This window comes from Rhodococcus sp. 06-470-2, assembly GCF_002258235.1.
Lineage (GTDB): Bacteria > Actinomycetota > Actinomycetes > Mycobacteriales > Mycobacteriaceae > Rhodococcoides.
Map to the genome: position 1 here is coordinate 31,904 of NZ_NOYB01000002.1, position 26,599 is coordinate 58,502.

Sequence of the window (26,599 nt, forward strand, 5' to 3'; positions counted from 1 at the left end):
GTCCTCCGAACGTTGGGTCATTGGCTGCAGACGCTCGACGCTGTTTGCGCATCGGCGCTGGTGATGTCGAGGTCGTATTTCGCGGCCACGGTGAGATACGAAGTGACGTAACGGCATTGGTATGGCGCGTTGGGTGGCAGCCAGGTGTCGATTCCCTTGTCCGACTTCTGCTGATTCGTACGTCCGTCCACCGCGAGCAAGTTGATGTCGACGGCGTTGGCGAAGGCGGTTCGCTGGTCGATCGACCAGGCCCACGCCCCTGCGTCCCACGCCCTCGCCAACGGGTACACGTGATCGATCTGAATCTTCCCGAGGTCGTCGATCGTCGATCCTGTGTAGGGGTCGTGGAGTATCCCTGCTGCGACTTTGCAGTCGCGGGTTCCGGGCTTGAACTCGACGTCGATCAGTTGGGTTGCCAGGACGTCGTTTCGAGTGTCACAGCCGTTGTGCGATCCAGGGGCGGACGAGTCATCGGTCCACGCCGGGCCGAACACGCACCCTGAGCCCTTCTTGCAGGATCGGTCGTATCCATCGACGTCTGCGAGCGAGTCCACCGTTTCGAGCTGAGCGAGGAGCTGCGCGATGGGTACAGGCGTGCTCGCCGCGGCTGGGTCTGGGGTGTCGACCACCGCTGGTCGTGAGAGCGGATCGGCGTGCGTTCCGAACGTGTACGTCCCGACCGCGAGTACGGCCATCACGATGGGCACCGCGATGCGGAGTCGTCCGCGCGCGCTCATCGAACCGCCTCCGCCGGCAAGTCGGCATGCCCGCAGCTTCCGCGCCGCCTACGGTCCGAACGGTCTGACCAACGATGCAGTAGTGCCAGAGTCAGAGCCGAGAAGGCAGCGAGCAACGTGCCGGCCAAGGAGATGACCAAACTGACGGTGACCAGATCCTTCACGATCGGCAGAGCCCCGTTGAAGATCGCGAGCATGCCGACGACGTAGCCGACACATGCAAGCGCAACAGTGCGAGCCTCGCGGCGGCCATCTTCGGCCGCGAGGTGGCGCTCTACGTCGTGGATGAGGCCGTCTCGGCCGGATTGTGGGTCCATCAGGGAGTCCTTTCGTAGTGAGCGCGATAGCAAACGCAGTCCTGCACGGGGTAGATAGCGTCGCGGTGAGGTCTGTGACAGCCGGCCACTGAATCGCACCCCAGGAGCGTTCTCCTGTGGCCGCACCGGGCGGGCAATATGCGCCCGGGTGTCACAAGCGTTGCGAGTTCGGGGCCGTCGGGTACTGGTCTAGTGGCCGGTCGCCGGGATGGACCGGGCCGACGTTGCGACGCCACGGCCCGGTCAGGTAGTCGTAGTGCTCTTGAGTGAAATCGGAACCGATCAGATCTCGTACGACCAAGCCTCGGCCGACATCGCGGGCAGCGACTCTGGCAGCCCCGCATCCGAGGACGCCGAGCAGGTTCATGGTCGCTGTGAGTTCGTGACGCCGATTGTCGCCGCAGGCCGCCGTGTGGGCAGCGTGTGTCGCTTTCCGCCAGCCGGGTGCGCACCACCACGCGGCGCTGACCGTCTCCGGTGCGGTTTCCAGCAGATCGGACTCGACGTCGAGGGTGCGCGCCAAGTCGAACACCTGCCGCCACCGCAATCCGAAAACCACCTCGAAAACGTGGTCCGTCAGCTCATGGTCAGGAACGGTTGGTCGGAAGCGGTCGGCGGCGTTCGGAGTAGCAGCAAAGTACCTCTCAGACAGGCCGTGTTGCATCCGGCGATGGACTTCGCTGGCGATGGCGCTGTGCGCCTTACTGTTCGAGCTGCAGCCGGTACTGCCGGCAGCTCGTGCGTGCGGTGAGAGGTCGACCGAGGGCGGCCGCGTTGTCGAGATCGAGGATTGCATGGGTACTCCCGTTTCTGTGGGACAGATGGTCGGTCTGTCGATCAATTTCTGACTGGTCTCTGTGCCGCTATGCGACCAACAACGCGGCGCGATATCACTCTGCTGCTTAATTTTCCGATCTTTCAGCGCCGTCCAGCCAGTCACCGATCCTGCCGCGGACGGCGTCACCACCGGGGGGATCGTCGTAGGCGTCTTCGAGCGCTCCCCGCGCTCCGGATGAGATGACCGCGAGATCGCAGTCTCGTGTGTCGGCCCAGTCGCCCCACGTCCATCCCCTTCCTGCGTCGATGTGAAATTGTGTTGCTGCAGCCGGAACACCGTCGACGAAGACTTGGATGTGGGTAGGACCATCTGGATCGCGGACGACGATCACCTCGATCCGAAGTGCGGGGGCGAATTTTCTCGTCACGATGTCGCACCGGCCAGACGCTCCGGTCTGTCGAACTCCCCTGCCGCCCGACTGTTCGAGTTCACAGTCCGGTGGCGCTGCGACGAAGCCTCTCTCGGTGGTCGCACACCCTGGACGGGATCGGTATCCATTGCGCCACTGCGGCGTCGAAGCAGCCACTCGATCCCAGTTGCTACAGCACACGCCGAGCAAGAAGCGGCGAACACCATCGCTACACGGCGCGGATCTCCGTCGATGGCGGCATGGTCGGTCCGGCGTAGCAGTGCAGCCCAGGCCAATCCGGCAAATGCAGCAAAAACCGCCAACACTGCCGCCACACCACGCGCTACGGCCAGCGCGCAGTCTCGCGGCGAACCCGAACTGCTCGCAGGTCCATGATTCCTACCGTCGATCCGGACGAGGACTCTCATATTCGACACACCTCTGCTCTTCTCGGAAGTCGGATGGTCAGTCCGCTCATCTGGTGAAAACGGCGACAACAACGAAATGGTCGACGCCGCGGCTTCGTGGAACCACCCACCAAGCCGATACGCCAGGACACTACCCACCGGACCCGGAGTTCGCTAGGGCTCAGCAGCGAAAACGTCCCCGGCGCACCCAGTGCCGGGGACGGGCCTGGGGCGAGCAGCGACCCGGCGCACCGAACCGCCGCTCACTCCTCTCCCCAAGGCGTCCCCTACTCGGTCCCGTACAGCTCGCAGCGGTAGTGGTCTTGACCGCGTTCGTCCACGGCGTCCCAATCGACGCCGACGGCGTCGGCAAGGTGCCGCAGGTCGCCCAGAAAGTCTCCGAACACCGTTGTCAGCTCCTCGGTTTCGAGGCCGATCGGCCTGGCGTATGCGATCAGCCCTTCGGCAGCGTTGGCCGCTCGAACACCGTTGTCCCGGCTTCGGGTATCGAGGGTGTAGCCGATGCGCGGACGCTCGCGTCCCTCGACCGATGCGCGGAGTTCTTTCGACGTCTCGATGCCAGGTAGTCGCTCGGCCTTGTACTCGATAGATGCGTCGGACATGTTGTGTGCCTTTCTTTTTGTGGGAATCGCTACACGATGGGCGTGCAGTGCAGTGCGGCCATCAGGCCGGTATGGATGGCGTGAGCCGGGGATGGTTCGGCGTGTTGGAGGACGTGGGCGGTGGCGTCATCGATGACCACGGTCATGTGGGCTCGGTGGCGGGTGAGCATCACGCACGCTCTGCCGGAGTCGAGATTGAACGGCTCGGCTGTCCGGTACCCGGCAAGCGGGTGCAACACGACAACGGCGGCGCGTTCGAGGCCTTGCAGAGAGTTTGCGGTGCCGACAAGTACGTCGGGGTGATCCGAGAGCAAGGCCCGGACAGCGGCAGCCTGCGTGACATGAGGGACGACGACAGCCAGGTCCGCCGCTGTCATGGCCCGCTGCCCGTCCGGTGTGGTCACATCGGCGTCCAGCAGTTCTCGCGCGCGCAGGGCGCACTGTGTGGCCAGGACGGGGTCGGTTGGGCCTCCGATGACCCGCACTGGCCGATGCGCGAGTTCAGGCAGGTCGGGGCCGCTGGAATCGGTCAGATGCTCCGGTGGGCGACGGGAAGTAAAAGGCAGGCCGGGGTAGAACAGCGGTTGAATGAGGGCCGTTGTCCTCGCGCCGAGACGCCAGGTGTGTTGCAGACGGACCACGCCGACCGAATCGCCGTGAGCTGCTTGCAGAGCGAGGGGGGCAGGCAGGTTCGGTGCGGTCTCGCTGCCCTCCCACCGCGATACGTCTCCTGTGACCACCGGATCGATCTGTCCGGGGTCTCCGACGCAGACGACCTGTCGAGCCATCGCGCCGAGCGCCCCCAGATCGGCGTAGGTGCATTGCCATGCTTCGTCCACGATCAACACATCGGCACCGATTCGGTCCGGGTCCGAGAAGAGCCACCGCGCCGTGGTACCGATGAGAATTGCGCCAGTCTCATTCGACCACCGCACTTTTCGTCCTGCCACTACGGGAGTGTTTCCACTGTCGGGGAGGGGCGCTTTCGCTTTCCAGATCAACGCTGCTCGATCTGTCAGCGCGCCGAGCCGACGTGCGATTTCCACGGCTTGTTCTCGGGTTTGCGCCGCGATACCCACCCGTAGGTCTGCGCGATGGGCCAAGGCGGCGGCGAGCAACGCGACCAGTCGAGTTTTTCCTGCGCCCGGTGGTGACGGGACGACGACGGCGGGGTCTCCGGACCACACAGAGAACAGCACGCGTGCAGTGATCGGGTCGGCCATGATCTGTGATCCGGGCCAGTGGGCGGGCGATGACGGTTCGGTTCCCGTGAAAGGTGTTGCGGCGGTTTTCGGGGTGTCCGTTCGGGGTGCGACGATACGCATTGTTGTGCCGTTCTTCTTCTAATGTGTTGTCAGTGAACATTTTTGATCCCCTAGTGATCCTGGACATCCTCTGCACCCGCTATCAGGACATCGAGCGGGACTTCGCGGCGCACGGCGCTCGGGGCTTGTCCGGTCGAAAGCCAGGAACGGCGAGCGCGGTACAGATTCCAGTACCTCGCCCGTCCTGCTCGCATCGTCGCCGGTGAAGGCGGTTGGGGCATCAAGGTCACCTGGTCTCCGTCGTTCGGTGCGTGCGCTCCGACCGAGCCGAGACCGAGCGTCAGTTTGCCGTTGACCACCTGTGCGGACGTGACGTCGGCAGAGAAGCGCTCGAAGAATTGATCGAGTGCTGATCCGACCCATCCCGTAACTGCCGAATCAACCCGCATCCTCGAGTCCAGCCGGTCGCAGGTCACCGACACCGAAACGTTGCGGCGGCGTGAACCTGTCGGCGGTGCCGCCACCGATGCGATGCCCTGGGCCACGTGTCCCGTGTGCAGCGCTCGTACTCGCCACAGTGGATCACTCAGCAACGCAGCGGCTTTGAGGTCGGCGGCATCGCATCGGGTCCGTAGTCCCATGGCTGCACTAGCTGAGTTGTCCGGCCGTGACCAGTCGTGGCCCGCAGTCGTGGCCGACAATGTCCGATCCCAGGAGTATCGGTCATCGTCGTGTATCGGATCGAGAAGCGGCAACAGCGGTCCCGTTGCGATGCACGCTGCCCACTCATGCAGGCCTGCGACGCTCTCGTCGGTAATGCCGAGCCAGGAACGCCATGTTCGGGCCGCTCGCTCGGCGTCGGGCGCAGTGCCGAGGACCAGACGCGAGGACGACGCAGCAACCAGATCGATCACCGCCGACGTTCCGGGATGGTCGGCCCGATCGGCCCACCATCCGATCATGGCGGCAGCCCCCGCTATGTCCGGATCAGGGTGGTGGGCGTGCGCACGCGCCAGGGCCAGCAGGCTCGGTATCGTCGCGGCGTCATCAGTGAGCAGCATGGCCGGTTCAGCCGTACCCACCGTCGTTGCCCCGTTGCGAGCGAGCAGGGCCAGAGCCTCGGTGTCGTGCGCGGACTCTTCGGTGCATCCATCTCGAGCGACGGACACGGCCAGCGTTGTTCCTCGCGTGACCGCACGCACGGCCACTGCGGTCGTGGACGGCTTGAAGGTTGCATGTGCCAGCCGAGGGACCGGTTGCATCTTCTCGGCGGCGTAGAGGCGTTGCGCGAGGTCGAACCACTCCACGCTCATCGCTCGTCACCGTCGACGAGGATCAGGGCGTTGCTCGCGCACTCCCACCCTGCGCGCAACGCCATTGTGGCGGCGTCGGCCGCTGCGCTGGCGACGACGATGCGGATATCGGCGGCGGCGATTCCAGTGCCGGTGAGCACCCTGTCTGCGTACTTGAGCAGTTCCACGGGTCCGCTTTCGTTCATCGCGTGGCCCCCGATCCGACTGGCACGTGCACCGTCGATGCCCATGCCGGTGTGACGCCCCTACCCTGGACGCCGCCGATGATTGCGCACACCAGGTGCGACCTCGTGGGCCGGTCGGGCCAGGGTGTATCGCCATCGGTCAGCACCACGACGACGTGGGGTGCAGGGCGCGCAGCGTTGGCTGCGGCGATTCCCACCCTCATATCGGTTCCGCCACCACCAACCAACGTCACATCAGCGACCGATCGTACGTGTTGTGCCGTAGTGGATTTGGCGTCACACGCCAGAATCCGAACCCGGTCGCGTGCGATGCCACCAGCTTTGAGAACTCCCGCCACTTCGCCCATCGCGGCATCGAGGTCTGCGCTCGTCATCGACCCGGACGTGTCGATGACGAGCGAAACCGTGATCGACGGCCCCCGCATAGCCGGGGCGACGATTCCAGGAATGCGACGACGGGAGGGACGGGAGTACGAATAGTTCGTCCTACCCGCCTGCTCTGCCAACGCACGCCGAATTACGGCCCGTAGCAGACGATCCCACGCCACAGTCGGCGGGGCGAGAACATCAGCTGCCCACCGGACCAGTCCCGCCGGGGCACTACCTCGACCGGTACCAGCTGCTTCGCGAACTGCCTGCGCGACAGATCGGCGCACCAGGTCCGCTTCCGCATTGTCCAGTCCCTCCGTGATCACTTCTCCCGAGCCGATGAGTTCGCCGGGGACCGCAGGGCACCCCGATCCTGATCCGCATCCCGGATCGCCTTCAGCGCCAGCGAGTTCGACGGCAATCGGTTGCACAACCGGGTCACGTAGGTAGTCGTAGTACTGCTCGGCTGTGTCTCCGGGAAGGCAGCCGAACGATTGAGGGGTGATCACCCCTTCGGGCAGGCCGACTCCCGCAGCCAACAGGTCGTCGTTGATTTCGGCGTCGGCCGCGAAGTTCCACACCAGGTGATCGATGGGCTTCCCCAGAGCGGCGGCGCGGTCAGCATGTGCCCGCAACAGATGCCCGACCTCGTGCAGTAGCACTGCACCGACCATCGGCACCGGCCATGCGCAAGGCCCGATCAACAGATCCGGGTCCAAGTACAGCCGCCACCGAGCATCCACCGCGAAGGTACCCAGGCCCGGTGCCGCCACGGGTTGGGCTGCGAACAGGGCGCGCATGAAGTAGGGCATGTGTTCGGCCGACACCAGCCGTGCGAGTCGGAACGCTCGCATTTCAGCCGGTTCGAGCGCGCGCACACCGCTCATGCCGCTGCCTCGACCAAGCCCGCTGCCACCAGCATCGGTGCAAATCGGCGCGCGCTGGCCGGAACGGAGGCCTTCGCCGGTCGCGCTTTCGCCAGGGTTCGTGCCGCAGCCCCGGCTACGTCGGGCGCTCCTGCCTCGGCGGCGGCAATCAGCGGACCCCAGGCGTTGCGCCACGCTTCGACAGTGCCGCGCGAGGCCGCCCACGCCGTCACACCGGACAGCACGGCCCACACCAGATCAGGACGCGAGCGCCAATCGAACGCTGTCTCGGGGTTTTCGACAACGGCTACGGGGTCGGGGAGGTCGGCGTTGCGACGCCATTCGAGGAACTCGACACCGGTGCCTTCCCCGATCAGGCCGAACACCACCGCGTTGGTCGCGGCGTTGTCATCGTCGCGAAGATGTGGCAACACCTTCGCGAGCATCGACCAGGTGCGCCGAGACGGCCATGCGCCACCTGTCTGCACTCCGACCTTCGGGAACGCATCGAGCGCCTCGGGTGCACGCTGGATGTACCCGATGATGGAACTGCGCACCAACGCCTCCCGCTGCTCGTCGCTGGTCACCGCACGCGAATAGGCTGTGCTTGCCCAACCCGTGGCCATGCCGTCGAGCCATTCATCGACAGACGGCGTGAACTCGATGTGGCAGAAGCGGTTTGCCAAGGGGGCCTCCAACTCGTACCCCCCTGCTGCGCAATCGGGCGGATTTGCACCTGCGATGACCCGAGTCTCCTTCGGCAGTTGCAGATCACCCACCTTCAAATCCAGTGCGACTGCCAGCATCGCAGCCTGAACGGCCGGTGGACTCGTGGTCAGCTCGTCCAGAAAGAGGTAGCCCCCGCCCTCTGCATGTAGCCGTCGCGCCCAATCCGGGGCCTCCAATCTCACTCCACTCTCACGGACTACCGGCAGGCCTGCGAAGTCGGCAGGCTCCCGCAAGGACCCCAAGACCGTTTCGCACAACACCCCTTCGGATGCAGCAAGTGCTCGAACCAGGCTCGACTTCCCCATACCCGGCCCCGAAATCAACAACGACGGGACACCAGCCCTTCCGCACGCATCCACAACAGTTACCGCAGTCGCCAAATCCGGCATTTGAAACTCCTCGAAAGATGGGCAAGATGGTCAGTCTCGCCAACAACAGAACGCCTCAATCATACCGCGCCAGAACGCTTTTCACCCAGTCACACCAACCGCCACTGTCCCCGGCGCACTCAGTGCCGGGGACAGTGGCGGTCCGGGCTCAAAAAGCACCGGACCGCCACGTGTGCTGGGTGAAGTGTCCGGGTCCCTCGATATCGTCGAACCCACTCGAAAAAGGCCGGGTCGCCCGAAAGAAAGGACCCAACACGTGACACCGCTCGAAACAGCCATCGCCGTGCCACTGCCCCCGCCCGCGGCGGCGGACATTTCGTCATGGCGCTCGGACGCATTGTGCGCACAGACAGACCCCGAGGAGTTCTTCCCGCCCCCGGGTGGAGCAACCAGCAGAGCAAAGCGGGTCTGCGCAGAATGCCCCGCCAGAGCTGCTTGCCTCGCCCATGCACTGACGTACAACGAACAGCACGGCATTTGGGGCGGAAAGACACCACGAGAGCGCCAAGAGCTTCAGCACACCACAGCCACAGAGAGCCGGCCTACCCGGCATCAACAACAGGCGCTCACGATAGCCACGCTTTCGGCCCAGAACGTCCCAGTCGAGTCCATCGCAAGCCAGCTCGGAATCACCACCCGGCAGGTGTACCGAATACGCTCCCGCACAGCGTGAATCAACGCGCGAGTCGCCGGTCAAACCTGCCCGGTGATGCCGACCCCGTTATAGTCGGCGCGGTCAACCGCGGTTGATTGTTGAAGCGTCTCGACTTGCGTCGCTCCTCGCTGAAAGCTTCTCGCCGCAGGAGATGTCTTGGCCGGCGAGAAGGTCCGCAAGAACGACCGCGCGCGCCGCATGGGCCAAGATTTCGGCAGGTAGCGGTGGACCATCGAGGGTTCGGATTCGCATAGTTGTCAGTATGGCGTTCGACTCCGACAAGTTGCTGTCCCGCAACGTTTCCGGTGCCGATTCACGGGTCACTGGGGTGTCCATGGCATGCATACCTCGCGCATTCTCGACCAGTGCATGTGCGGTGGCCGTATCGCGCCTCGGCCCAAACCGCCTGTTTCGACTGTTGGTTTGCCCTGCAGACAGATCCGTGGGCTCAGGCGACCGAGGTGGCCGTTCGGATGGAGGTGGCCGGCCGACCAGGCATCGATGTCGACGGGATGCACTTCCCATCTCAGCACCTGCCCCTCACCCTGGCTGCGCTTCTTCCCGATTGCATCGATCGATGCCAGGGTTGCGCTCACCCGGTCGATGTCGCCGACACCTCGCCAGAGCACAGTCCGCGTGGAGGTCAGTAGGAGCGGCATCTGGCGTGCGCGATATCGGCCCTGCCGGTCGGAGATGACCGATGGTCGGTACCTCGAGAGTTGCTCGAGCGCACGGTGGTCGGGGCGTCCGCTCCAGTGATGGATTTCCGGGGCGTCGACCGGGTCTTCGGGATAGGCGTATGTAGCGCACCAATGCCAGTCGTCGCCTCCCCCCAGAGTGCACCGAGCGAGTGGCAGATCCAGATCGGCGGGCACTTCGTCGGGGCCGGCGGCTTCGAGGTACTGTCCGCGGCCCCGAGCAGCGGCTTTCTCGTCTTCCCACATCTCGGATGCGAGCAAGCCATCGAGGCTCGTCGCCCATGGAGCTGCATGCGCAAGTCCGACCGCCAGGTGTGCTTTCACCTCAAACGGCCTCATCACGTCAGCGCCTCCATGACTTCCAGCGCCTCCTCACGGCGCTCTCGAAGATGGGTTCGCCAGTCGAGCTCCTTCGGGTCGTCGCCGGCGAGAAGGGTCCGCTCGAAGCTGGTGCGGACGAGACCGTGTCCGATAGCTGTACGCCCGCCGATGGTTCCGGACTCGACGAACCTGCCGACGACGTCGGAGAAGAAGGCCACGTCCAGATCGGTTGCGCGATCGAGACGCAAGAAGGACTCGAATCGTGTACCGGCAGGCAGTGTTTCGATCTCGTAACGCATCAGAGAGCTACCGTCGACGGTGGCTGCGTCGGTTCGGGCGACTGTGGGGAAGTCATGATCGGTGGAATCGTCGAACCGGCTGTATCGTTCGAGCGCCATGGTGTCGAATTGGCTCAAGACAGCACGGTCAGGTGCGGGACGGCTCATGAGGTGGTCGGTTTCGAGGACGTGCGGAATCACTTTGCCCACGCGGAGACAGCCGTCGATCATTCGACCGCCGCCGCTGCCGCCAAAGACGCTGACCTGTGGGTTCAATGTACGGAGCCGGTGGAGCCGTTCGCCGGACAGTGGCTCTCCGGTGACCTTGGTCAGGCTGCCCCCGTTCCGAAGTGTGTGAGCTGCAGACAAGCTGAGAAGCCCTTCGTATGCAAGGGCGTCCCGTAATAGCTCCTCTCCGATCCGCCGGAGCGCCCCTCGGAAGGAGTTGCCGGACACAATCGGAACCAAGGCTGCGGAACCGTTGGGCTGCAGTATTTTTTCGCGCCGGAACAAGGTCGTTGTGGTGGCGCTGTGTTCACCGCGGTGCGAGATCGCCGAGACCGCTGTGATGTCGAGCTGCCAGCGCAGGGTCGAGGTCACTTCTGCCTCCTGGGCGATGTAGCAGTCGCTGTGGTGGCCCGGCGCGCTTGAACAGCTTCGGCCACGATCCGTGTTCGGAGTACGAGGGCGGTGGTGTTTTCCCGTAAGAGGGTCAGGACCGGTATCGATTCCTCGCGTAGAAGGACCGATAGTTCGAGGCGTTGTTCTTTCGTCGACGGCGCTGACTCGAGATCGGTTGCCACGGTGCTCCACCATCGATCGAGGTCGGCTCCGCCGGTGTATGTCGCGACCCGGACTCGGTCTGGCAGGTGGTGGTCCCAGTACAGCTCTCTCCGGCGTCCCACCCACCCGGTGTCCCAGTTGATTCCGTAGTGCAGCAGCAGCAACAGTCGTTCGGCTATTGCTGCTGCACCGGTGACGGGCGGCAGGAAGCTGGCTGCGTCCAGCCAGGTTTGGGTCGGTGTCGTAGCTCTGATCGGGGTCATGCCGTGCCTCTGGTTGACGTTGAAGCCGTCGCTGCGAGGTCGAGGTACACAGGCCGCTCTCGCCACGGATCGAGGCTGTCCCAATCCGCGAACACAGACGTCCACGTTCGATGCGGAATGTTCTTGAGCGTGCTGAATGCCGGCGCTGCGCGCGCAAGGGCGGCCAGGGAGAACCCTCGCCGTCGCAATCGCACGACTGCGCTCAGGCGTTCCGCGTCGTGCTCTGTCCATGGAAGCGCGATGTCGTCGACGGCGACCCGACCCCACCGGGCATGAGGAAGAATGTGCTTGCGCCCAGGACGTAACGGAACGACGACGGCGGACGTCGGAGAGATCGCTTGTCCCAGAACGCGACGTAAGCGGGTCTTCGACAATTTCGTGGCACGCCGTGGATCGCTGGTGACCAGCAGGAGGTCCGAGCGAAGTGCCGTTGTCGTGTACACCCAAACGCAGACGCGACACATCGTAGGAGCCGCAACGTCTACCCACCCGTCGAACCCGGTGAACGTTCTCGACACAGTCTCACGCACTCGCCGTCCGGAACCTTCTGTCGCGCCACCGCACCGCGCGCACGCGGAGTCACCTGAAACTCCGGTTGGTGGCCACGAAACCGCAAATCCTGTCGCGGCCTCGTAGGCGGTCGTCACAACGTCGAGCGCTGCTCTGCCCCTTGATAGTTCGGCCATATCTGTACTCTAACGGCGCGCCCGGACACTACGGACAGGCCAACTTTCACCGGCACAGTCCAACTCACCAAGGACTCGGGCCGGGCGCTGGTGCGTGCCGGCCGACGTTGGCAGGAAAGTCGTCGGCGAGCAGAGCAGCCAGCTCAACGAACGCGCGTTGTGCAGGCTTGCCCAGTAACTCGAGATCGATGGTGTCGCCTTCGGCAAGGTGGTCGTCGTACGGGACGACCTGGACGGCGCGAGTGCGTTCTGCGAAGTAGGACTTGAGTTGCTCGACATCGAGGGCGGTCGAGCCCTTCCGTGATTCGTTGATGACGACGACGGTGCGTTTGACCAGGTCGTCGAAGCCGTGTCGCGACAGCCATTCGAGGGTCGCCCCAGCGCTGCGTGCTCCGTCCTTGGCTGCGGAGGAGACCAGGACCAGTGCGTCGGCTTCTTTGAGGACGCCTGCCATGGCCGAGTTCATGAGACCGGTGCCGCAATCGGTCAAGATGATGTTGTAGAACTGTTCGAGGATGCGCAGTGCGGCGGTGTAGTCGTGCTCGTTGAATGCTTCGGAAACGGACGGATCACGCTCGCTTGCAAGAACTTCGAGCCTGCTTCGCGCTTGCGAGGTGTAGCTCCGTACGTCGGAGTAGCTGTGTACTTCTTTGTCCGCGAGCAAGTCTCGCACTGTGCGGTCACTGTCTCGGTGAATGCGGTACGCGAGCGTCCCGAAATCTGGGTTGGCGTCATAGGCAATGACGCGGTCGCCCCGCAGTGCTGCGAAGGTCGATCCAAGCCCTGTTGTCGTGGTTGTTTTTCCGACCCCGCCCTTCATGGAGAGGACTGCGATCTTGTAGTTCCCTCGAACCGGTTGCCGTACGCGGCGCAGGAGCTGCTCGTACTCGAGTTCAGCCGGCGACTGGCCGGGATTGGCTGAACCGAAGGAGAGTCGGTAGAGCCATCGTCGCCAACCTTTGCTAGGTGGCAGTTGCGCACGGCGGATCAGCTCCAGTTCGTCGATCGACCGCGGAGGGGCAACAGCTGCTGTCGGCCTTGCTGTCGGAATTGCTGTGGGCACTGGTTCTACCAACTGAACGGGCTGCGAGGTGAAGGGGCGATGAGCTGTCACTGCCGGAGAGTCGGGGGCGCTTGTTGGCTCCGGGTGAGATGTCGGTGCTGAACTGCCGGCCGACTTGTTGGTGTGCCATTGCTCAACAGCGGGTGCGGAGCCGCCCTGCCCTGGCCAGGCCGAGGGCCGGTCCGGTATTGGTACCTGACCATCGTTGACGCGCGGCGGCCGTGGGGCCGGCTCCGAGGTGGGTCGATGAGCACCAGAATTGGGCTGGCTCGCCGAGGGGGAGCTGCTGGGTGCGGCGCTGGGCCGGTCTCTCGGCACGATTTCGGATGCGACTTTGGACCGGGCTTGGGGTACGTTTTTTGACACGTTTTCATCAGCGTTGTCGGCTGCGATTCTGGGTGCGTCGATTGGCACGAATTCGCTGGCTACAGGCTGTTCACGGGCGGGTTCTGGCTGACCTGCACCTGAGTCCTGGAGGAGGTCACTGTCCTGCCCATCGTGGCGATCTTCCGACCCCCCTTCTGGCTCGGAATCGTTCGACTGATCGGTCGCATTGTTCGCCGCCGACGGATCAACTACCCACCGGGGCAACGCGCTGCCTGGGTCGGACTCTGTGGGACTCATCGGTCGCCACCTCTTCCTCTTGCTCATTCAACGGACGATATCCGGGCGAACATAACACCGGCACCGGACACCTCGAACAACCCGAAAACTGCTGCCGAGCGACCACACGGACGCCCATTGTGTAACCGGTAATTCCGCCTGTTCGGGGTAGCAGCTTCTGCTTCGTCCAGTCTGAAGTGTCCGTGTCCCGACTATCGTTGTGGCGGTGCGTAGCAACGATTTCGACGGCCTCGATCTCACTCGCCTGCGGTCCCTTCGATCCTCGCGACATGACATTTCGACGATCGTCGATCGCGTGGCCGAACACCTCGACGAATTCGATGGGTACGTCGCATTCAGCGGTGGAAAGGATTCCGTCGTTGCTGTTGATCTCGCCCGTCAGGCGGACCCAGATGTCCCGGTAGCTTTTTTCGATTCCGGTCTCGAATACCCCGAGACCTACGCCTACGTCGAGCAGATTGCGACGAAGCTGGGACTGGACCTGCACATCATTCGCGCTGAACCAACGCTGTTGACTGTGATGGCCCGGACCGGGGAATGGGACCACGGCGGTAGCCCGTCGGCTCATGTACCCGCGCGAGGCTTCGAGACCTTGATTGCGCAGCCTGCCCGGGCTGCGCACACCAAATTCGGTGACGGGGAGGTCTGGGGCGTGCGGGCAGACGAATCCAGGAAAGGAACCGGCAGGTGGTCGATGTACTACTCCGCTCTCGCACGTGAGATCAACGAGCGCTGCCAAGGCGCGAGCTGCTGCAGCAACAAAGCGGAGCAGCGTCGACACCACGGGGGGACGGTTCGCCGCAACGATGGAACTGTGGCCTATGGTCCGGTGTGGGACTGGTCCGCGGACGATGTGCTGGCCTATTCCCATCAGCACGAGCTTCCGAGCAACCCTGTCTACGCCAAACTGGCCGCGCTGGGCGCACCTGCAGCGAATCTGCGGGTTTCACACATTCTCGACGGAAATTTTCTCGAATCGGGCAGGGTCACTCGTCTGCGTCGAGGTTGGCCGAGCCTGTTCGAGGAGATCGCCGCAGTGCTCCCTCGAATACGCGAGTTCGTGTAGATCGCCATATCGACTGTGCGCGTGTAGCATTCCTGGTACTGAGATTGCACAGGGTGAGTCGGAGGCACACCACACGGTGGCCTCCGACTACTTTTTCGTGTCGAACCAGGAGATCTCACATCCGGCGACCGCCGCTATCCCTGGCTCATGAAAAATGAGCTTTCAGGGTTGAGCTCCAACAACAGTCGATATCCCGGTCCTGTCCGCTCGGTCTCATCTGTCAGGTTCAGCATCCGACCCACGAGATCGTCTCTGCCGATCTCGCGAGCGAATTCCCTCGCGGTGACGAGACGTTCAGCATGGCGCGCTTCATCGACTGTGGTGAGAGATTTCCGGATCGAGAACCCGCCGTTGTAGGCGGCCTGCTCGGCTGCTCTTGACGGCAGAGGATGGGTCATTTCCTCGAAGGCGTCGTCGGTGAGCGGCGATCTGTTTCCCTCCATATGGTGAAGATTTTCGGCCACCTGTCGAATTGTGGGTGTCGCGCCTCCAGATCCGGAGTGCAGGAGGTATGCCCAGGGGGTCGAGTGCACGAGATAGCGGGGGATGTAGCGCTTGTTTTTGCGGCGTCTCCTGGGGATGAGAGCCGCCGGGAAGTCCGATACCGATGGATCGCCGTGGATCGCTTTGACTTTCTGCGCCGCGGCTATTGCACACCCCCAGTCCAACGAGCCCCACAACGGGTACGGAACGTGCCCACCGTGCACCGCTCTGAGGTTTTGTGCGATCGCATCGTGATAGTGGCCTCCCACGAGAAACCTGTCCTCGGGCCACCCGTTGAAAAAGACGTACAGCGGAATTGCATCTTCGGTCAGGCTCTTGAAGATCAGGTTGTCGTATTGCTTGACTCCCTTCACTGTGTGTCCGAGCTGCTCGTACATGTCGGCATCGTGACTTGCGCGTTTCGCTTGAATTCGGAGCTTGATCCACCGCTCCTCGGCCGAAGAACCGATCCACCACTCCCAATCTGCGCCGTTTCCCGCTTCGACAGCCTTGTCGAACTTCGTCACTCGCAACGACGGAATGTGAGTCTGCAACCGAATCAAATTGAGATCGGTGAGCGTCTCTTCTCCAGGTCCGATGCCGCCTGCAATTCCCGTCTCCATCAGGTCCCACGTGTCGGAAGCAGCGAAATTCATTGCATGGACCATATGGTTGGTCCGAGGGTGTCTACTCATTCCGTAGTCGATTTCAAGCGGTCCTGCGGTCGCGTCGCGATCGCAGTTCGTCGATCCCGGCGACCTTGCCGCTTCCCGCAGCGACTGCAGGGAGCGCACGGATATCGGCAGCCACGTCCGCGACTGTATGCCCGAGCGCGATGCCGAACACGCCCTGCCCACCGCGTAACAAGTCCACAATCTCGTCGTCAGATGTGCACTCGTACACCGAAATACCGTCGCAGAGCAGGGTCACAGATGCCAGACCCTGGGCGTCACGCGCACGCAGGCACTCGATCGCAATGCGTACATTTTGCAAAGACACTCCGGCCTCGAGCAGGCGACGAATCACTTTGACCACCACGATATCGGAGAAGGCATACATCCTTTGCGATCCCGAACCGGATGCAGCGCGGATCGACGGTGACACAAGCCCTGTACGGGCCCAGTAGTCGAGCTGGCGGTACGTTACCCCAGTCACTTGCTGGACCTGGGGCGATTTGTACCCCGGACACCCGTTCACGGCGTCGTCGGCGATGCCGTTCGAGGTCTTGAAAAGCCCCGGCACGATGTCCTCGAACGAACCCTGTTCGCTGCAGCTCACAACTCGCACCCACCCTTTAATCGATCGTTCGATGCACGATACCGCTCGACATCACTCTCCTTTCTCTCCCGGCCAGCGGGCCAGCTCTGCACGTTTGGCCCGCACCGTTACTCGGTGGACAAACCGAGCAGCCATCCGATGAACGGCGTAAGACGAGGAACACCGAACCTGAAGAGCAGAAACACCGCGAGGAAGACGGCTATCGTGACCCGCCTGGATCGGAACTCCGTGAAGGAACGGATCGCTATAACGGCAGTGACTGCCACTACCAGGGAGCAGAAGTTCAGCACGTCGTCGCCGCTCGTCCGAGCAAACCTGCCGATGCAATCGGGCTGAGTGGGGTCATTTCATGGGGCGTGATGCTGTTCATCGCCGCACCGTAACGATTGTGGCACCGATGGCGGAGGTCTTGAACGGAACGTAGAATTCCCCGAATAGGGGAATTCTACGAAGCTTGATCCCACGGGCGTGTCGGACAGTGTTCGGCCACCACCGTCGCCCTGCCGACGTTCAGCATTCGCGATCTCCCGCGCTTCCGGTGGCCGTGAACCCGGATCTAGCGCATACCTGCGCCCTGACAATCACTGCCATACAACCTGTTTCGCAGATGTCATATGCCTGCCCGTTACCTTTTGAGCAGTCCTGAGAACCGAGCGTTACGGGTGCAGGTCGGCCGCGGAATCAGCCTGCGAGAATCACGTTCATCGCATTCAGGAGCGCGCCGACAGCCGGGATTCGGGTCGAGCTCGCCGCACGCAACGAACGCGTCACGGCCGGCTCGGTCGGCAGATACCGCACCCCGGCCGTTCGGACTCGCGCGGTGTCCGGAACCAGCGCGACGGCCAGACCTGCTTCGACGAGGGCCAGTTGGGTCGAATAGTCGGACACCTCGTAGCGGATCGTCGGTTCGACTCCAGCTTCGCGCAATGCGTGCACGAGCGCGGAGTGCGCATCCGACCCTGATGGGCATACCGTCCAGATCGATTCCGTTTCGCCGGAGAGGGTTGCCATCTCACGGCTATCCTCGATCGGTACCGCGAGGTGTACATCCTCGGTGTGGAGGGTGTGGACGTCGATACCTGCGGGGACCGTCGCCGGCCGATGGTCCCAGGACTCGAAGACGACGAGATCGAGGGTGCGGTGCTGGAGGCGGTCGAGCAAATCGATTCCTTCTCCGTCGACGACCTCGGGGCGCAGCAGTGGATACGTGCGAGCGAGGTCTGCCAGAGCTGGGACCACCAGCCGACGTAATGCACTTGCGACCGCGCCTACTCTCAGCGCTCCGGCAACGTCGGTATCGATCGAGGCAAGGTCGTCTTCTGCGGCTTCGGCGAGAGCGGACATGGCGGCCGCACGTGTCGCCAGTGCGCGACCGGCGGGGGTCAGCCGTATCGACCTTCCCTCTCTCTCGACCAGGGTGGTGCCGGCTTCCTTCTCCAACTTGCGGATGTGTTGCGACACTCCAGGTCCGGTGAGGTGTAAAGATTCTGCAGCTCGAGTGACAGAACCTTGTTCGGCTACTGCGGCGAAAACTTTCATCCGATCCCACGACAACATATAAGTGATACTACTGTTTTAGCGGTAGAACTGGCTAGTAGACTTATCGGTTTGTAACTGGTTGCCTTGACCAGGTGACCAGAACCGCGATACCGAGAGCTGACGCCGCCGATCGGGGGGTGGGCGGGAATGCGGCGCTGGTCATCGCCGGTGCCGCGTCGCTGTCGCTGTCCGCCACCTTCGTCAAACTCGCCGATGTCACCTCGGGGACGGCGGCATTTCTACGATGTCTTATCGCGCTGGCGGCTCTCGTTCCGATGGCGCTGTGGGAACTTCACCGACGCGGCGCAATGCCGACGAGGTTGTATCCCATGGCCATTGGTGCCGGAGTCTTCCTCGGAGCGGACTACGTGATGTGGACCGCGAGCATCCTCGACGTCGGTGCCTCGATCGCCACCGTCCTTATCAATGTCCAGGTCGTCGTGCTGCCGCTGATCGCGCTCGTCGTCGATCGAACCGCAATCCCCCGACGATTCCTCATGGCGGTGCCTTGCATGCTGCTCGGCGTTGCACTCGCCGGCGGACTCATCGGCGGAACAGGAGCCGACAACGCGCTCCGCGGGTCCATCCTGGGAATCTCCGCCGGTGCCGCGTACGCGGCCTACCTGTTCCTGAACCGCCGCTCCACCCAGCGAAGCCCCAGCCATCTGGTCACCCCGATCTGTGTGGCCACCGCATCGGCAACGGTCACTGCCGGCATTGTCTCGGCAGGCCTCGGAGACCTCGATCTCGACATCTCCGCGGCCGCGTGGGGATGGATGATCGCGCTCGCTTTGCTCGGACAGGTTGCCGCCTGGCTGTTCATCAGTTCGGGATCCCGATCGCTGGCGGCTAATACCGTCGCGGCCTTACTCCTGCTGCAGCCTGTGCTGGCTATCGCGTTCGGATTCGTTGTCCTCAGCGAGCGACCCACCTGGATTCAACTGGCCGGAGCCGCCGTCGTCGTCGGAGCCGTCTGGACCGCAACCCGACACCCCCACCACCCTGACTCCACTTCAAGCCACGGAAGAGGCCTTCATGACCCCATCTCCGACGAGCATCGATCGAGTCGTCCTACCCACCGATAGCACCATCCCCGTCGCCCGCAGCGCCGAATACGACACCTACTTCAGGATCTCCCGCAGCGCCGACCCGCACGCGTGGGCGGTCAGCGCACTGACCGTCGTCACCGCCATCACCACAGATCTGCCGCAGTCCACTCTGGACAACGACTCACGACTCCGCCTACTCGACGCCCTGGCCGTAGTCGTCGGCGACGCCTCCGCCGCAGCAGCTGTGGCCGCACAGGGACGAGATCCTTCCCCGCTGGCAGCGCCGGCAGACCACAGCACGGACGATCGCACCCCGCAGGCTCCCAACGACGCTGCACGACAAGCGATCACACGCTGGAAGAAGGGCCACCACCTGTTCCACCTGTTCGTCATATCCATGAACAGCCGGCTCGCGGCAGTGCTGGAGTGCCTTGCAAACAAGCAGTGGCCCGCTCTCGCCCACCAACTCACCGAACTAGGGACTCTCTACGCCGGGGCGACCGAGAGCATGCGGTACGCGTCCGATTTCTCACCGGAGATCTACCGTGACTTCGTCCGGCCATCCATGGAACCGCCCTGGCTCGAACCCGGGTTCTCCGCCGTGTTCAACCGGGATCACGACGTGATGCTCACCCGCGCCAAGATCGTCCGTACAACACTCAAGACGGCTGAACTTCCCGGCGTCGCAGCAGATTCCGCACGACGGCTCTGGAAGAGCCAGGCCGAGAACCGGCGCGCCCACCAACTCATCTGCCAACGATTCGTCCCCGGCGGCGATTCACTGCTGCAAGAGCACTTCGACAGCACCGGTCAGAGCAACTGAAACAGAAAGGCTTCGCCCTCTCATGATCACCGTCATCGAAACCTGGCACCTGACCGCCGAAGCGGCCGAGAACGCCCTCTCGGTCCTGCAAGAAATGGACGAACTCCTCGACGACAACGCACACCACCACCCGGGGTGGGCGGGCCACGCGCGCTTCTTCCAGCACGCATCGGACCCCCAACGCGTAACGATGACCTACCCCTGGGAAAGCGCCGAGCACGCCACGCACCTCATCGAATCGGAGACGCCACTACTCGAAGATTTCTACCGCCGGTACTGCGAACGCCCCCGCGAGGTCGTCTTCGCCCACGAGCTGCCGGTCGACGTCGAATGACCCCCGACCCAACAAAGCCGACTGGCGACTGGACTCCCGAGCAGCTCAAAGCCTTCGGCACCGACACCCTCGATCGAATATGTCGACACTTCGCCGCGCTCGACGACGTGCCCGTCACGACGCCGGCCGATGCGGCCGATGTCGCCGACGCGATCGACAGCGAGCTGCCATCCGAGGCAACAGATTTCGCCGACATACTCGACGACACCTGGAACAACGTCGTTCCGCATTTGACGCACTGGAACCATCCACGATTCCACGCCTACTTCAGCAACAGTTCCTCCGGACCGGCCATCCTCGCCGAGATGACCGCTGCGGCATTGAACGTCAACGTCATGTTGTGGAAGAGCGCGCCCTCGGCTGCCGCCGTCGAAGACACCGTCACCAGATGGCTCGCCGAACTGCTCGACTACCCCGCCGCAGACGCACTGCTCGTCGACGGTGCATCACTGGGCACGTTCTACGCGTTGGCCGCCGCCCGCCACCGGGCACAGCCCGAGGTTCGACATCACGGAACATCCGGCCAGAAACCCGGCCGGATCTACACCTCCGACCAGGCCCACTCGTCGGTCGACAAAGCTGCGATCGCTCTCGGCATCGGGCTCGACAATGTCGTACGCCTACCCACCGACGCTAGCGGCCAACTCGATCCTGCTGCTCTGTCGACTCGCATTGGATCGGACGTCGCGGACGGTTACACACCGATCGCTGTTGTCGCCACCGTCGGTACGACCACTTCAGGTGCTCTCGACCCGGTCGAGGCGATTGCGGCCGTGTGCCGCGACCACCGAGTGTGGCTGCACGTCGACGCCGCGTACGGAGGCTTCTGGCGCATAGCCCCGGCCATCGCGCAGGTCCTTCCGTCACTCGCGGCCGCCGATTCTCTCGTCGCCAACCCACACAAAGTGCTCTTCACCCCTATGGAGTGCGGGGCACTGTTCTGCCGTCACCCCGGAGCACTCGAAGCCGCCTTCACACTGGTTCCCGAATACCTGCGTACCGACACCACCGGCGGTATCGACTACATGAATTACACCCTCAACCTTGGGCGACAATTCCGAGCTCTGAAACTGTGGTGGACCCTGCGCGCCTTCGGAATACGAGGCATCCGAACTCGACTCGAACACAGTCTCACCCTGGCGACGAGGCTGCGAGACGCCCTTGCCGCAGACCCGCGGTGGCATCTCGCGAACGATTCGCCGCTCCCCTTGCTCTGCCTCCGGATCTCCTCTGCCGACGGACAGGCGACGCGGAAGATCCTCGAGACCGTCAACAGCACCCACCGGACGCTGCTCTCCCACTCCGAGCTCAACGGCCACTACGTCATCCGAGTGTCCATCGGCAACATCCACACCACTGCCGACCACATCGACCAACTGGTTGCCGAGCTCACCGAGGCAGCCGACGCCGTCGTCGGCACACCCCGTCCACTCGCTTCAGTGACCGTCACCCAACAGGAGGTATCCGCGTCGTGACCACCACCATTTCCACCGAGGCCATGCTGCACGAGAAGGCGGCAGCAATATCCGCCATCGGGCGGTGGTCCGCGGCCAACGAGAACTTGCCGTGGGCCCCGGCCCCCGACTCCCATGCCGTGCACTGGAGTTATGCCGAGCTTCGACCGCTCGCGATCGCGGCAGCCGACATGGTCAAGGGCGACCGAGCAGCTCTACGGGTACTGACCCTCGCCAATCCGGGCCATGCCCGCGAGGCCGCCGTCGGATATCTCTATTCGGGGCTGCAGATCATCAACCGCGGTGAAGGTATGACCCCGCATCGGCACGCGCCGACGGCCCTGCGCTACATGCACGAGGGTGACGGGGCATGGACGGCCGTCGGTGGAACCAAGATGTATCTCGAGCCTCGCGACGTGGTGATCACCCCCGCCGGCGAATGGCATGAGCACGGCAACGACAGCCCCACCGACTCCCCCGCCATCTGGCAGGACTGCACCAACGACCCCCTCGTCGCCGCCCTCGCCGCGACACAGTTCGAGCTCCACACCGACAACACCCACCTCGAGCCCCACATTTTCGCGCAGGACAGACACCACCGAAACCTGAGCGAGCCGCTGCTCTACAAGTGGGACAACGTACTTCGCGCCCTCGGTGAGCAACAGCGGACCCACGAGGCCGACCCGCACCACGCATACCGACACACCCTGCACGCAGAAGGAACCCACGACCCTGTCACACCGGTCATCGATGCTGCATTCACACTCCTACCTGCAGGGATCCGAACACAACCGATGCGGCGCACCGCTTCCGCCGTCTTGATCGGGGCACAAGGGTTGTCCACCATCCACGTCGACGGAAAGCCGTTCCGGTGCAGCGAAGGAGACAGCATCGCCGTTCCATCGTGGTCGACTGTCAGCTACGTCAACGACACCGACATTCCAGCCGTGCTGTTCGAGTTCAACGACGCGCCCGCGATGACCGCCCTCGGTCTCTACCGCGAAGAGAAAGACGCACAACGGTGACACCAACGTCGACCATCACGATCCTGCTGTCCGAAGCCCACATCCTGACGCTCAATGACGGCTCCACTCGACCATGCGGCTTCTGGGCCGAAGAGTTCATCACAGCCCATCGAATCTTCACGGCCGCAAACATACGGACGATCATCGCGACACCCGGCGGCGGCGCTGCGCACGTCGAACCCGACAGCATGCACGCCCCTCACAGCCCAGACCCTGACGGGTACAGAACGTACCTATCCGGTCTGAGCGAGAATTTGCGCGCGCCGGCCGCGCTCGAAACGGTTGACCCCTCTACCGTCGACGGGATCTTTGTGCCCGGCGGCTACGGGCCAGTGGTGGACCTGCACAAGAACTCTCACGTTGGAGAGTTTCTCCGCGCGCTCCGACGGGAGGGGACCCCGATCGCGACGGTCTGCCATGGAACTGCGGCGTTGCTTGCCGACACCGCATCCGGAGCAACGTGGCCGTATGCAGCCCTGACGATGACGAGTTTCTCGGACCAAGAGGAAGCCGATGTAGGACTGCTCGGCACGCTCCCCTTCACCGTCGAGCAGGAAATCCGGCGCCGGGGCGGCACGTACACCGCAGGACACCCGTGGCAGCAGCACATCGAAATCACCGACACCCTCATCACCGGACAGAACCCCGCCTCCACCGAGGCGGTCGCAGAACAGCTGACCCAACGGATCGCAAACTACTCCAGTTCGACTACCCGTTCAGGAACTCGCTAGTTCACCGGCCGGTTGACCTCTCGGCTTTGTCCCTGGATGGAACTGCTCGGAACGCTGTAACGTGCGTGGGATTTAGAATTTTATAGGCCTATTCTGTCTGTCAGCACCTGATTGACGTCTTGGCCGAAGTCGCCACGACCAGCATTCTTAACCACTGACCGACCGAAACGAAAACACGACCATGACAACTGACATTACAGATACAGAAAACCCGCCACCCTAGGTCGAGTGACGGGTCTTTCCATCGATTAAAGCGCCGAAATAATGCAAATCAACATTAATATCGAAGGGATCAATGTAGACGCTGCTACAACCAATCCCGTTGTTGCCTTAATTACTTCTGTCACGGCAACAATGATCGCCGCTAAGGTGTATAATTTATCTATCACGATTCAAATAGGTCCTCCATTCAATAGATTTACCGATGCTTTTCCGGCATCCACCAATTATAGCAGGTAATTCACCTTTTCGCTTGAGCAACCCATTCCTCCAAACGATGATAACGAACTCTGCGAAGAGTAGAAGGCAGATACTTTAAGTAGTCCTATTGTCGCATCAATTCTGCCGCGCCGCTGCCCGGCAGACCTTACGGAATTGACCGCTTCGATACCTGCGATAGCACTTCCCGGATCACCGGCCAAAACGATTCAAGACCTCGCCTCAATCACCCCGGAGGCGTCGTGCATGCTGGGACCACTCTACAGCTGGCTGACTGCATTCGGCGACCTAGCATTGCTCGACCTCGTAGGCTGCACGAATGGACAGAGCAAGCATTCCGTCGCCTGGCGATATGGACCATCTGAGCAGCGCAGAACGCAAAGCGAAGCGCAAAGATGACCGTGGACGGCGAGTCGGCACCAACGTGCGCGATTACGAGCGCATGTGCGGATCTGGACCCGATCGATTGGCCGAGACTCTGATTGCGCGCCACAACGTCAGGATGAAGAACACGGAGAAGCTGCCGGATGGATTCCGATTCGAAGCAATCCTTTTTCTGGCACCGATAGCAATACTGGATATCGCGCATCGCAAGCTGAACCTTACTTTGGATCGCGCACCGTCAGCCTATTATGGCAAATGGCCTCACGACCTCGGCTGGGGAGTGGACAGCTGCGTCGCGGCCACCCGACTGCTTCTCGCAGGACAAGTGGTGGCCGCTGCCACGATCGCCCGACAACAACTCGAACGATGGACTGCGGTCATGGCACCTGTCGTCGGAGTCGAGCAACATCCGTCTGAAAAAGTGGAGGACTTCATTGCGCGTGCGTGGACCGCATACGCCGAGCGCATGCCAAATCCTGGCGCACCGCCGGAATCATCCAACATCGAGGGCGACGCAGACCCGACTACTGCGCAAGATATCGAGGGCGACGACAGCTCCGCAAGCACAGAGGAGCCAACCGCGCCTCATAAGCACGTCGTCCTGGCGAACGGACGTGAAGTATGCCCAGCCGTCGTCTACGGCGTTCTCAGCGAAATAATGCATGCGCGACTCTTCGAGGAAGCCATGTGGTGGGAGTCGGCCGCGCTCCTGAGCAGATTCGATGTACCAAGTGTCGTATACGGCGCGGTGGACTGCATAGCGGATGCGTTGAGCTTGAGCCTTACCCAGATTCAATACATGACGGCTGCTGGCCTGTATCGGCAGGGCGATCCCGAGGACGCCGTGACGTTGATAGCAAGTATCAACCTTGCCGTACGGCCTTCGGCTGACGTCGCGGGTGAAGAACCACCAGACGATGCCCTCCCGTATTCGTCATCGTTCGTACTGCCGAGATTGCCTACCGTCATGCCATTGTCGCCCGATGAAGGCCTCTTGCCGGTGTTTGTTCGCTACCTAGACGATCAACGATCCACGTACGAGTCGCTGGCCTGGAATCATCGGCCCGCAGGTCGCTTGTATCGGGACGACGAGCTTGCGACGTTAGCCTTCGGCGCTCATCGCCAGGCGAGTGCATCGTTTGCGCTACGAGCCCTCGCCGCCGAGCGAGACGAACTAGGCGACGATTTCAACATTGACTCGGTGGCCTCGCGCGGGACGAACTACATCGTGGTTGCCGAGTTGGCGGCTCTTGCTGCTCTGTGGACACGCAACGGTCCTCTGATACCAGCAGCATCGACTCCCCTGGCTCTGGTGTCGTCGACGTTGCGGTCCGCATACTGGTTGTGGTTGGAAGACGACGACCGGGCGATGGCTTCGCTTCGATGCACGCTAGAGCAAATCGCTCGATCCAGGGTCCACCGGACGAAACCGGCGAAAGCGGAGCGCCTTGAAGAATCCGTGCACAACAAGCCTCAGCGGTGGATAGAGGCCGCCGGGTGGGGTCGACTGTCGGCTTGGAATCGAGTGTTGGGCGCGTACGCGCACGCCCACAAAAAGCCTAATTGGGAAGGCGCTAGAGAGCTCCTGAAGGACTTGCAGCTCGACGCGGACGAGCCGTACGCCTTGCAGCGAGCGCGTGGTGACGCACTGAATGTGGTGACGACTCTGGTGGCGCACGAGTCAATCAGCATTCTGGCTCTCTTCTCACAGAAGGTGGCGGCTACCGCAGCTGAACTGCTGGAAAACCACTCAGGCTTGGACATGACACGGGAATGGATGGATGCGTTGATGAGTAACGCACTTGCCCATCGGAAAACACCGATTACAGAACAAGACTGATCGGCCAGCCCGAACACCCCGCTCCGGTAGCTACTCGACGGGCTGGGCGGCGTCGGCGGGGCACCATTGGTGATCGAGCTGAAGGTACCCCTTGCCGTTGCCGATCGGAATTTTGAAACTTAGGCAGCAAATCCACTGTCCCCGTCCAGTTTTCGCCCATGCGTGAAGAAGCCCAGGGGCCTTGACGTCCATCGCGAGACCTTCCGATCTCTCGCCTGTCCGTCGCTGTTGCTGAAGCGGGTCGAATAGAGCTAAGTGGCTCGAAGGTCACGGGCCAGTTCTCTCACAGTTCGCTGGTCAAATGCACGACCGCTCGCCTGTGCGGCCGGTGGGCGACAGACATGTCCGCGCCGGCGGGCCTGCAGCGCAGTAATCTGCTCGCCGAAACGTGGGTGCG

26 protein-coding genes are annotated in these 26,599 nt (G+C 62.8%); 9 read left to right on the forward strand and 17 right to left on the reverse strand.

Going from position 1 to position 26,599, the window contains the following annotated elements; all coding sequences use genetic code 11:
- Positions 1–17 precede the first annotated feature (17 nt).
- The 10 genes from CH276_RS00280 to CH276_RS00325 all read right to left on the reverse strand — a co-directional run bounded on the left by CH276_RS00280 (position 18) and on the right by CH276_RS00325 (position 8,387).
- Complete coding sequence (locus tag CH276_RS00280; RefSeq protein WP_032364841.1) at positions 18–737, reverse strand: HNH endonuclease family protein; 720 nt, start codon at positions 735–737, stop codon at positions 18–20.
- The gene (locus CH276_RS00285) at positions 734–1,054 is read right to left on the reverse strand and encodes a hypothetical protein (RefSeq protein WP_015586223.1); all 321 of its coding nucleotides are present in this window, start codon (positions 1,052–1,054) and stop codon (positions 734–736) included. The genes CH276_RS00280 and CH276_RS00285 overlap by 4 nt, the downstream gene beginning before the upstream one ends.
- A 151-nt stretch (positions 1,055–1,205) precedes the next feature.
- The gene (locus tag CH276_RS00290; RefSeq protein ID WP_032364840.1) at positions 1,206–1,613 is read right to left on the reverse strand and encodes a hypothetical protein; all 408 of its coding nucleotides are present in this window, start codon (positions 1,611–1,613) and stop codon (positions 1,206–1,208) included.
- 343 nt (positions 1,614–1,956) lie between these two features.
- On the reverse strand, positions 1,957–2,259 hold the full coding sequence (locus CH276_RS00295) for a hypothetical protein (protein ID WP_032364839.1): 303 nt from the start codon (positions 2,257–2,259) through the stop codon (positions 1,957–1,959).
- Positions 2,260–2,935: 676 nt separating this feature from the next.
- The gene (locus tag CH276_RS00300; protein WP_032364838.1) at positions 2,936–3,271 is read right to left on the reverse strand and encodes a hypothetical protein; all 336 of its coding nucleotides are present in this window, start codon (positions 3,269–3,271) and stop codon (positions 2,936–2,938) included.
- 29 nt (positions 3,272–3,300) lie between these two features.
- Positions 3,301–4,596 (reverse strand): AAA family ATPase, encoded by a 1,296-nt coding sequence (locus CH276_RS00305; protein WP_032364837.1) that lies wholly within the window; start codon positions 4,594–4,596, stop codon positions 3,301–3,303.
- Positions 4,597–4,646: 50 nt separating this feature from the next.
- Positions 4,647–5,849 carry a hypothetical protein gene (locus tag CH276_RS00310; RefSeq protein ID WP_032364836.1) on the reverse strand — a complete coding sequence of 401 codons (1,203 nt, stop codon included), beginning with the start codon at positions 5,847–5,849 and terminating at the stop codon, positions 4,647–4,649.
- Positions 5,846–6,034 carry a hypothetical protein gene (locus CH276_RS00315; protein WP_032364835.1) on the reverse strand — a complete coding sequence of 63 codons (189 nt, stop codon included), beginning with the start codon at positions 6,032–6,034 and terminating at the stop codon, positions 5,846–5,848. Before CH276_RS00315 ends, CH276_RS00310 begins: the two co-directional genes overlap by 4 nt.
- Positions 6,031–7,290, reverse strand: a complete 1,260-nt coding sequence (locus CH276_RS00320) for a vWA domain-containing protein (RefSeq protein ID WP_032364834.1) — start codon at positions 7,288–7,290, stop codon at positions 6,031–6,033. Before CH276_RS00320 ends, CH276_RS00315 begins: the two co-directional genes overlap by 4 nt.
- Positions 7,287–8,387 (reverse strand): ATP-binding protein, encoded by a 1,101-nt coding sequence (locus CH276_RS00325; protein WP_032364833.1) that lies wholly within the window; start codon positions 8,385–8,387, stop codon positions 7,287–7,289. The genes CH276_RS00320 and CH276_RS00325 overlap by 4 nt, the downstream gene beginning before the upstream one ends.
- A 283-nt stretch (positions 8,388–8,670) precedes the next feature.
- Here CH276_RS00325 and CH276_RS29210 point away from each other — a divergent pair, with 283 nt between their 5' ends.
- The gene (locus CH276_RS29210) at positions 8,671–9,060 is read left to right on the forward strand and encodes a WhiB family transcriptional regulator (protein ID WP_254923898.1); all 390 of its coding nucleotides are present in this window, start codon (positions 8,671–8,673) and stop codon (positions 9,058–9,060) included.
- A 302-nt stretch (positions 9,061–9,362) separates the two neighbouring features.
- Here CH276_RS29210 and CH276_RS00335 read toward each other — a convergent pair whose 3' ends face one another.
- The 4 genes from CH276_RS00335 to CH276_RS00355 all read right to left on the reverse strand — a co-directional run bounded on the left by CH276_RS00335 (position 9,363) and on the right by CH276_RS00355 (position 12,891).
- Positions 9,363–10,079 (reverse strand): hypothetical protein, encoded by a 717-nt coding sequence (locus tag CH276_RS00335; RefSeq protein WP_032364832.1) that lies wholly within the window; start codon positions 10,077–10,079, stop codon positions 9,363–9,365.
- Entirely contained in the window at positions 10,079–10,939 is an 861-nt protein-coding gene (locus tag CH276_RS00340) for a hypothetical protein (RefSeq protein WP_032364831.1), read from the reverse strand. The genes CH276_RS00335 and CH276_RS00340 overlap by 1 nt, the downstream gene beginning before the upstream one ends.
- Positions 10,936–11,385 (reverse strand): hypothetical protein, encoded by a 450-nt coding sequence (locus CH276_RS00345; RefSeq protein ID WP_032364830.1) that lies wholly within the window; start codon positions 11,383–11,385, stop codon positions 10,936–10,938. The genes CH276_RS00340 and CH276_RS00345 overlap by 4 nt, the downstream gene beginning before the upstream one ends.
- Positions 11,386–12,135: 750 nt before the next feature.
- On the reverse strand, positions 12,136–12,891 hold the full coding sequence (locus CH276_RS00355) for a MinD/ParA family ATP-binding protein (RefSeq protein ID WP_441344163.1): 756 nt from the start codon (positions 12,889–12,891) through the stop codon (positions 12,136–12,138).
- 1,066 nt (positions 12,892–13,957) lie between these two features.
- Here CH276_RS00355 and CH276_RS00360 point away from each other — a divergent pair.
- Complete coding sequence (locus tag CH276_RS00360; RefSeq protein WP_052049301.1) at positions 13,958–14,824, forward strand: phosphoadenosine phosphosulfate reductase domain-containing protein; 867 nt, start codon at positions 13,958–13,960, stop codon at positions 14,822–14,824.
- 134 nt (positions 14,825–14,958) lie between these two features.
- Here CH276_RS00360 and CH276_RS00365 read toward each other — a convergent pair whose 3' ends face one another.
- From CH276_RS00365 to CH276_RS00380, 3 genes are all read right to left on the reverse strand, one after another.
- Positions 14,959–16,002 (reverse strand): DUF6615 family protein, encoded by a 1,044-nt coding sequence (locus CH276_RS00365; RefSeq protein ID WP_306436749.1) that lies wholly within the window; start codon positions 16,000–16,002, stop codon positions 14,959–14,961.
- Positions 16,003–16,015: 13 nt separating this feature from the next.
- Positions 16,016–16,585 (reverse strand): MerR family transcriptional regulator, encoded by a 570-nt coding sequence (locus CH276_RS00370; RefSeq protein WP_303396048.1) that lies wholly within the window; start codon positions 16,583–16,585, stop codon positions 16,016–16,018.
- A 681-nt stretch (positions 16,586–17,266) separates the two neighbouring features.
- Positions 17,267–18,142 carry a LysR family transcriptional regulator gene (locus CH276_RS00380; RefSeq protein ID WP_032364825.1) on the reverse strand — a complete coding sequence of 292 codons (876 nt, stop codon included), beginning with the start codon at positions 18,140–18,142 and terminating at the stop codon, positions 17,267–17,269.
- Between the two features lie 74 nt (positions 18,143–18,216).
- Here CH276_RS00380 and CH276_RS00385 point away from each other — a divergent pair, with 74 nt between their 5' ends.
- The 7 genes from CH276_RS00385 to CH276_RS00415 all read left to right on the forward strand — a co-directional run bounded on the left by CH276_RS00385 (position 18,217) and on the right by CH276_RS00415 (position 26,202).
- Positions 18,217–19,209 (forward strand): DMT family transporter, encoded by a 993-nt coding sequence (locus CH276_RS00385; RefSeq protein WP_230591638.1) that lies wholly within the window; start codon positions 18,217–18,219, stop codon positions 19,207–19,209.
- A complete protein-coding gene (locus CH276_RS00390) occupies positions 19,160–19,996 on the forward strand; it encodes a hypothetical protein (protein ID WP_052049299.1) in 837 nt (278 codons plus the stop codon). The genes CH276_RS00385 and CH276_RS00390 overlap by 50 nt, the downstream gene beginning before the upstream one ends.
- A gap of 22 nt (positions 19,997–20,018) precedes the next feature.
- Positions 20,019–20,330, forward strand: coding sequence for a hypothetical protein (locus CH276_RS00395; RefSeq protein ID WP_032364824.1), 312 nt, complete (start codon positions 20,019–20,021; stop codon positions 20,328–20,330).
- On the forward strand, positions 20,327–21,805 hold the full coding sequence (locus tag CH276_RS00400) for a pyridoxal phosphate-dependent decarboxylase family protein (protein WP_052049298.1): 1,479 nt from the start codon (positions 20,327–20,329) through the stop codon (positions 21,803–21,805). The genes CH276_RS00395 and CH276_RS00400 overlap by 4 nt, the downstream gene beginning before the upstream one ends.
- Positions 21,802–22,809, forward strand: a complete 1,008-nt coding sequence (locus tag CH276_RS00405) for a cupin domain-containing protein (RefSeq protein ID WP_052049297.1) — start codon at positions 21,802–21,804, stop codon at positions 22,807–22,809. The genes CH276_RS00400 and CH276_RS00405 overlap by 4 nt, the downstream gene beginning before the upstream one ends.
- Positions 22,806–23,540, forward strand: coding sequence for a type 1 glutamine amidotransferase domain-containing protein (locus tag CH276_RS00410; RefSeq protein WP_052049296.1), 735 nt, complete (start codon positions 22,806–22,808; stop codon positions 23,538–23,540). The genes CH276_RS00405 and CH276_RS00410 overlap by 4 nt, the downstream gene beginning before the upstream one ends.
- 757 nt (positions 23,541–24,297) lie before the next feature.
- A complete protein-coding gene (locus tag CH276_RS00415; RefSeq protein ID WP_032364823.1) occupies positions 24,298–26,202 on the forward strand; it encodes a hypothetical protein in 1,905 nt (634 codons plus the stop codon).
- Positions 26,203–26,599: the final 397 nt, after the last annotated feature.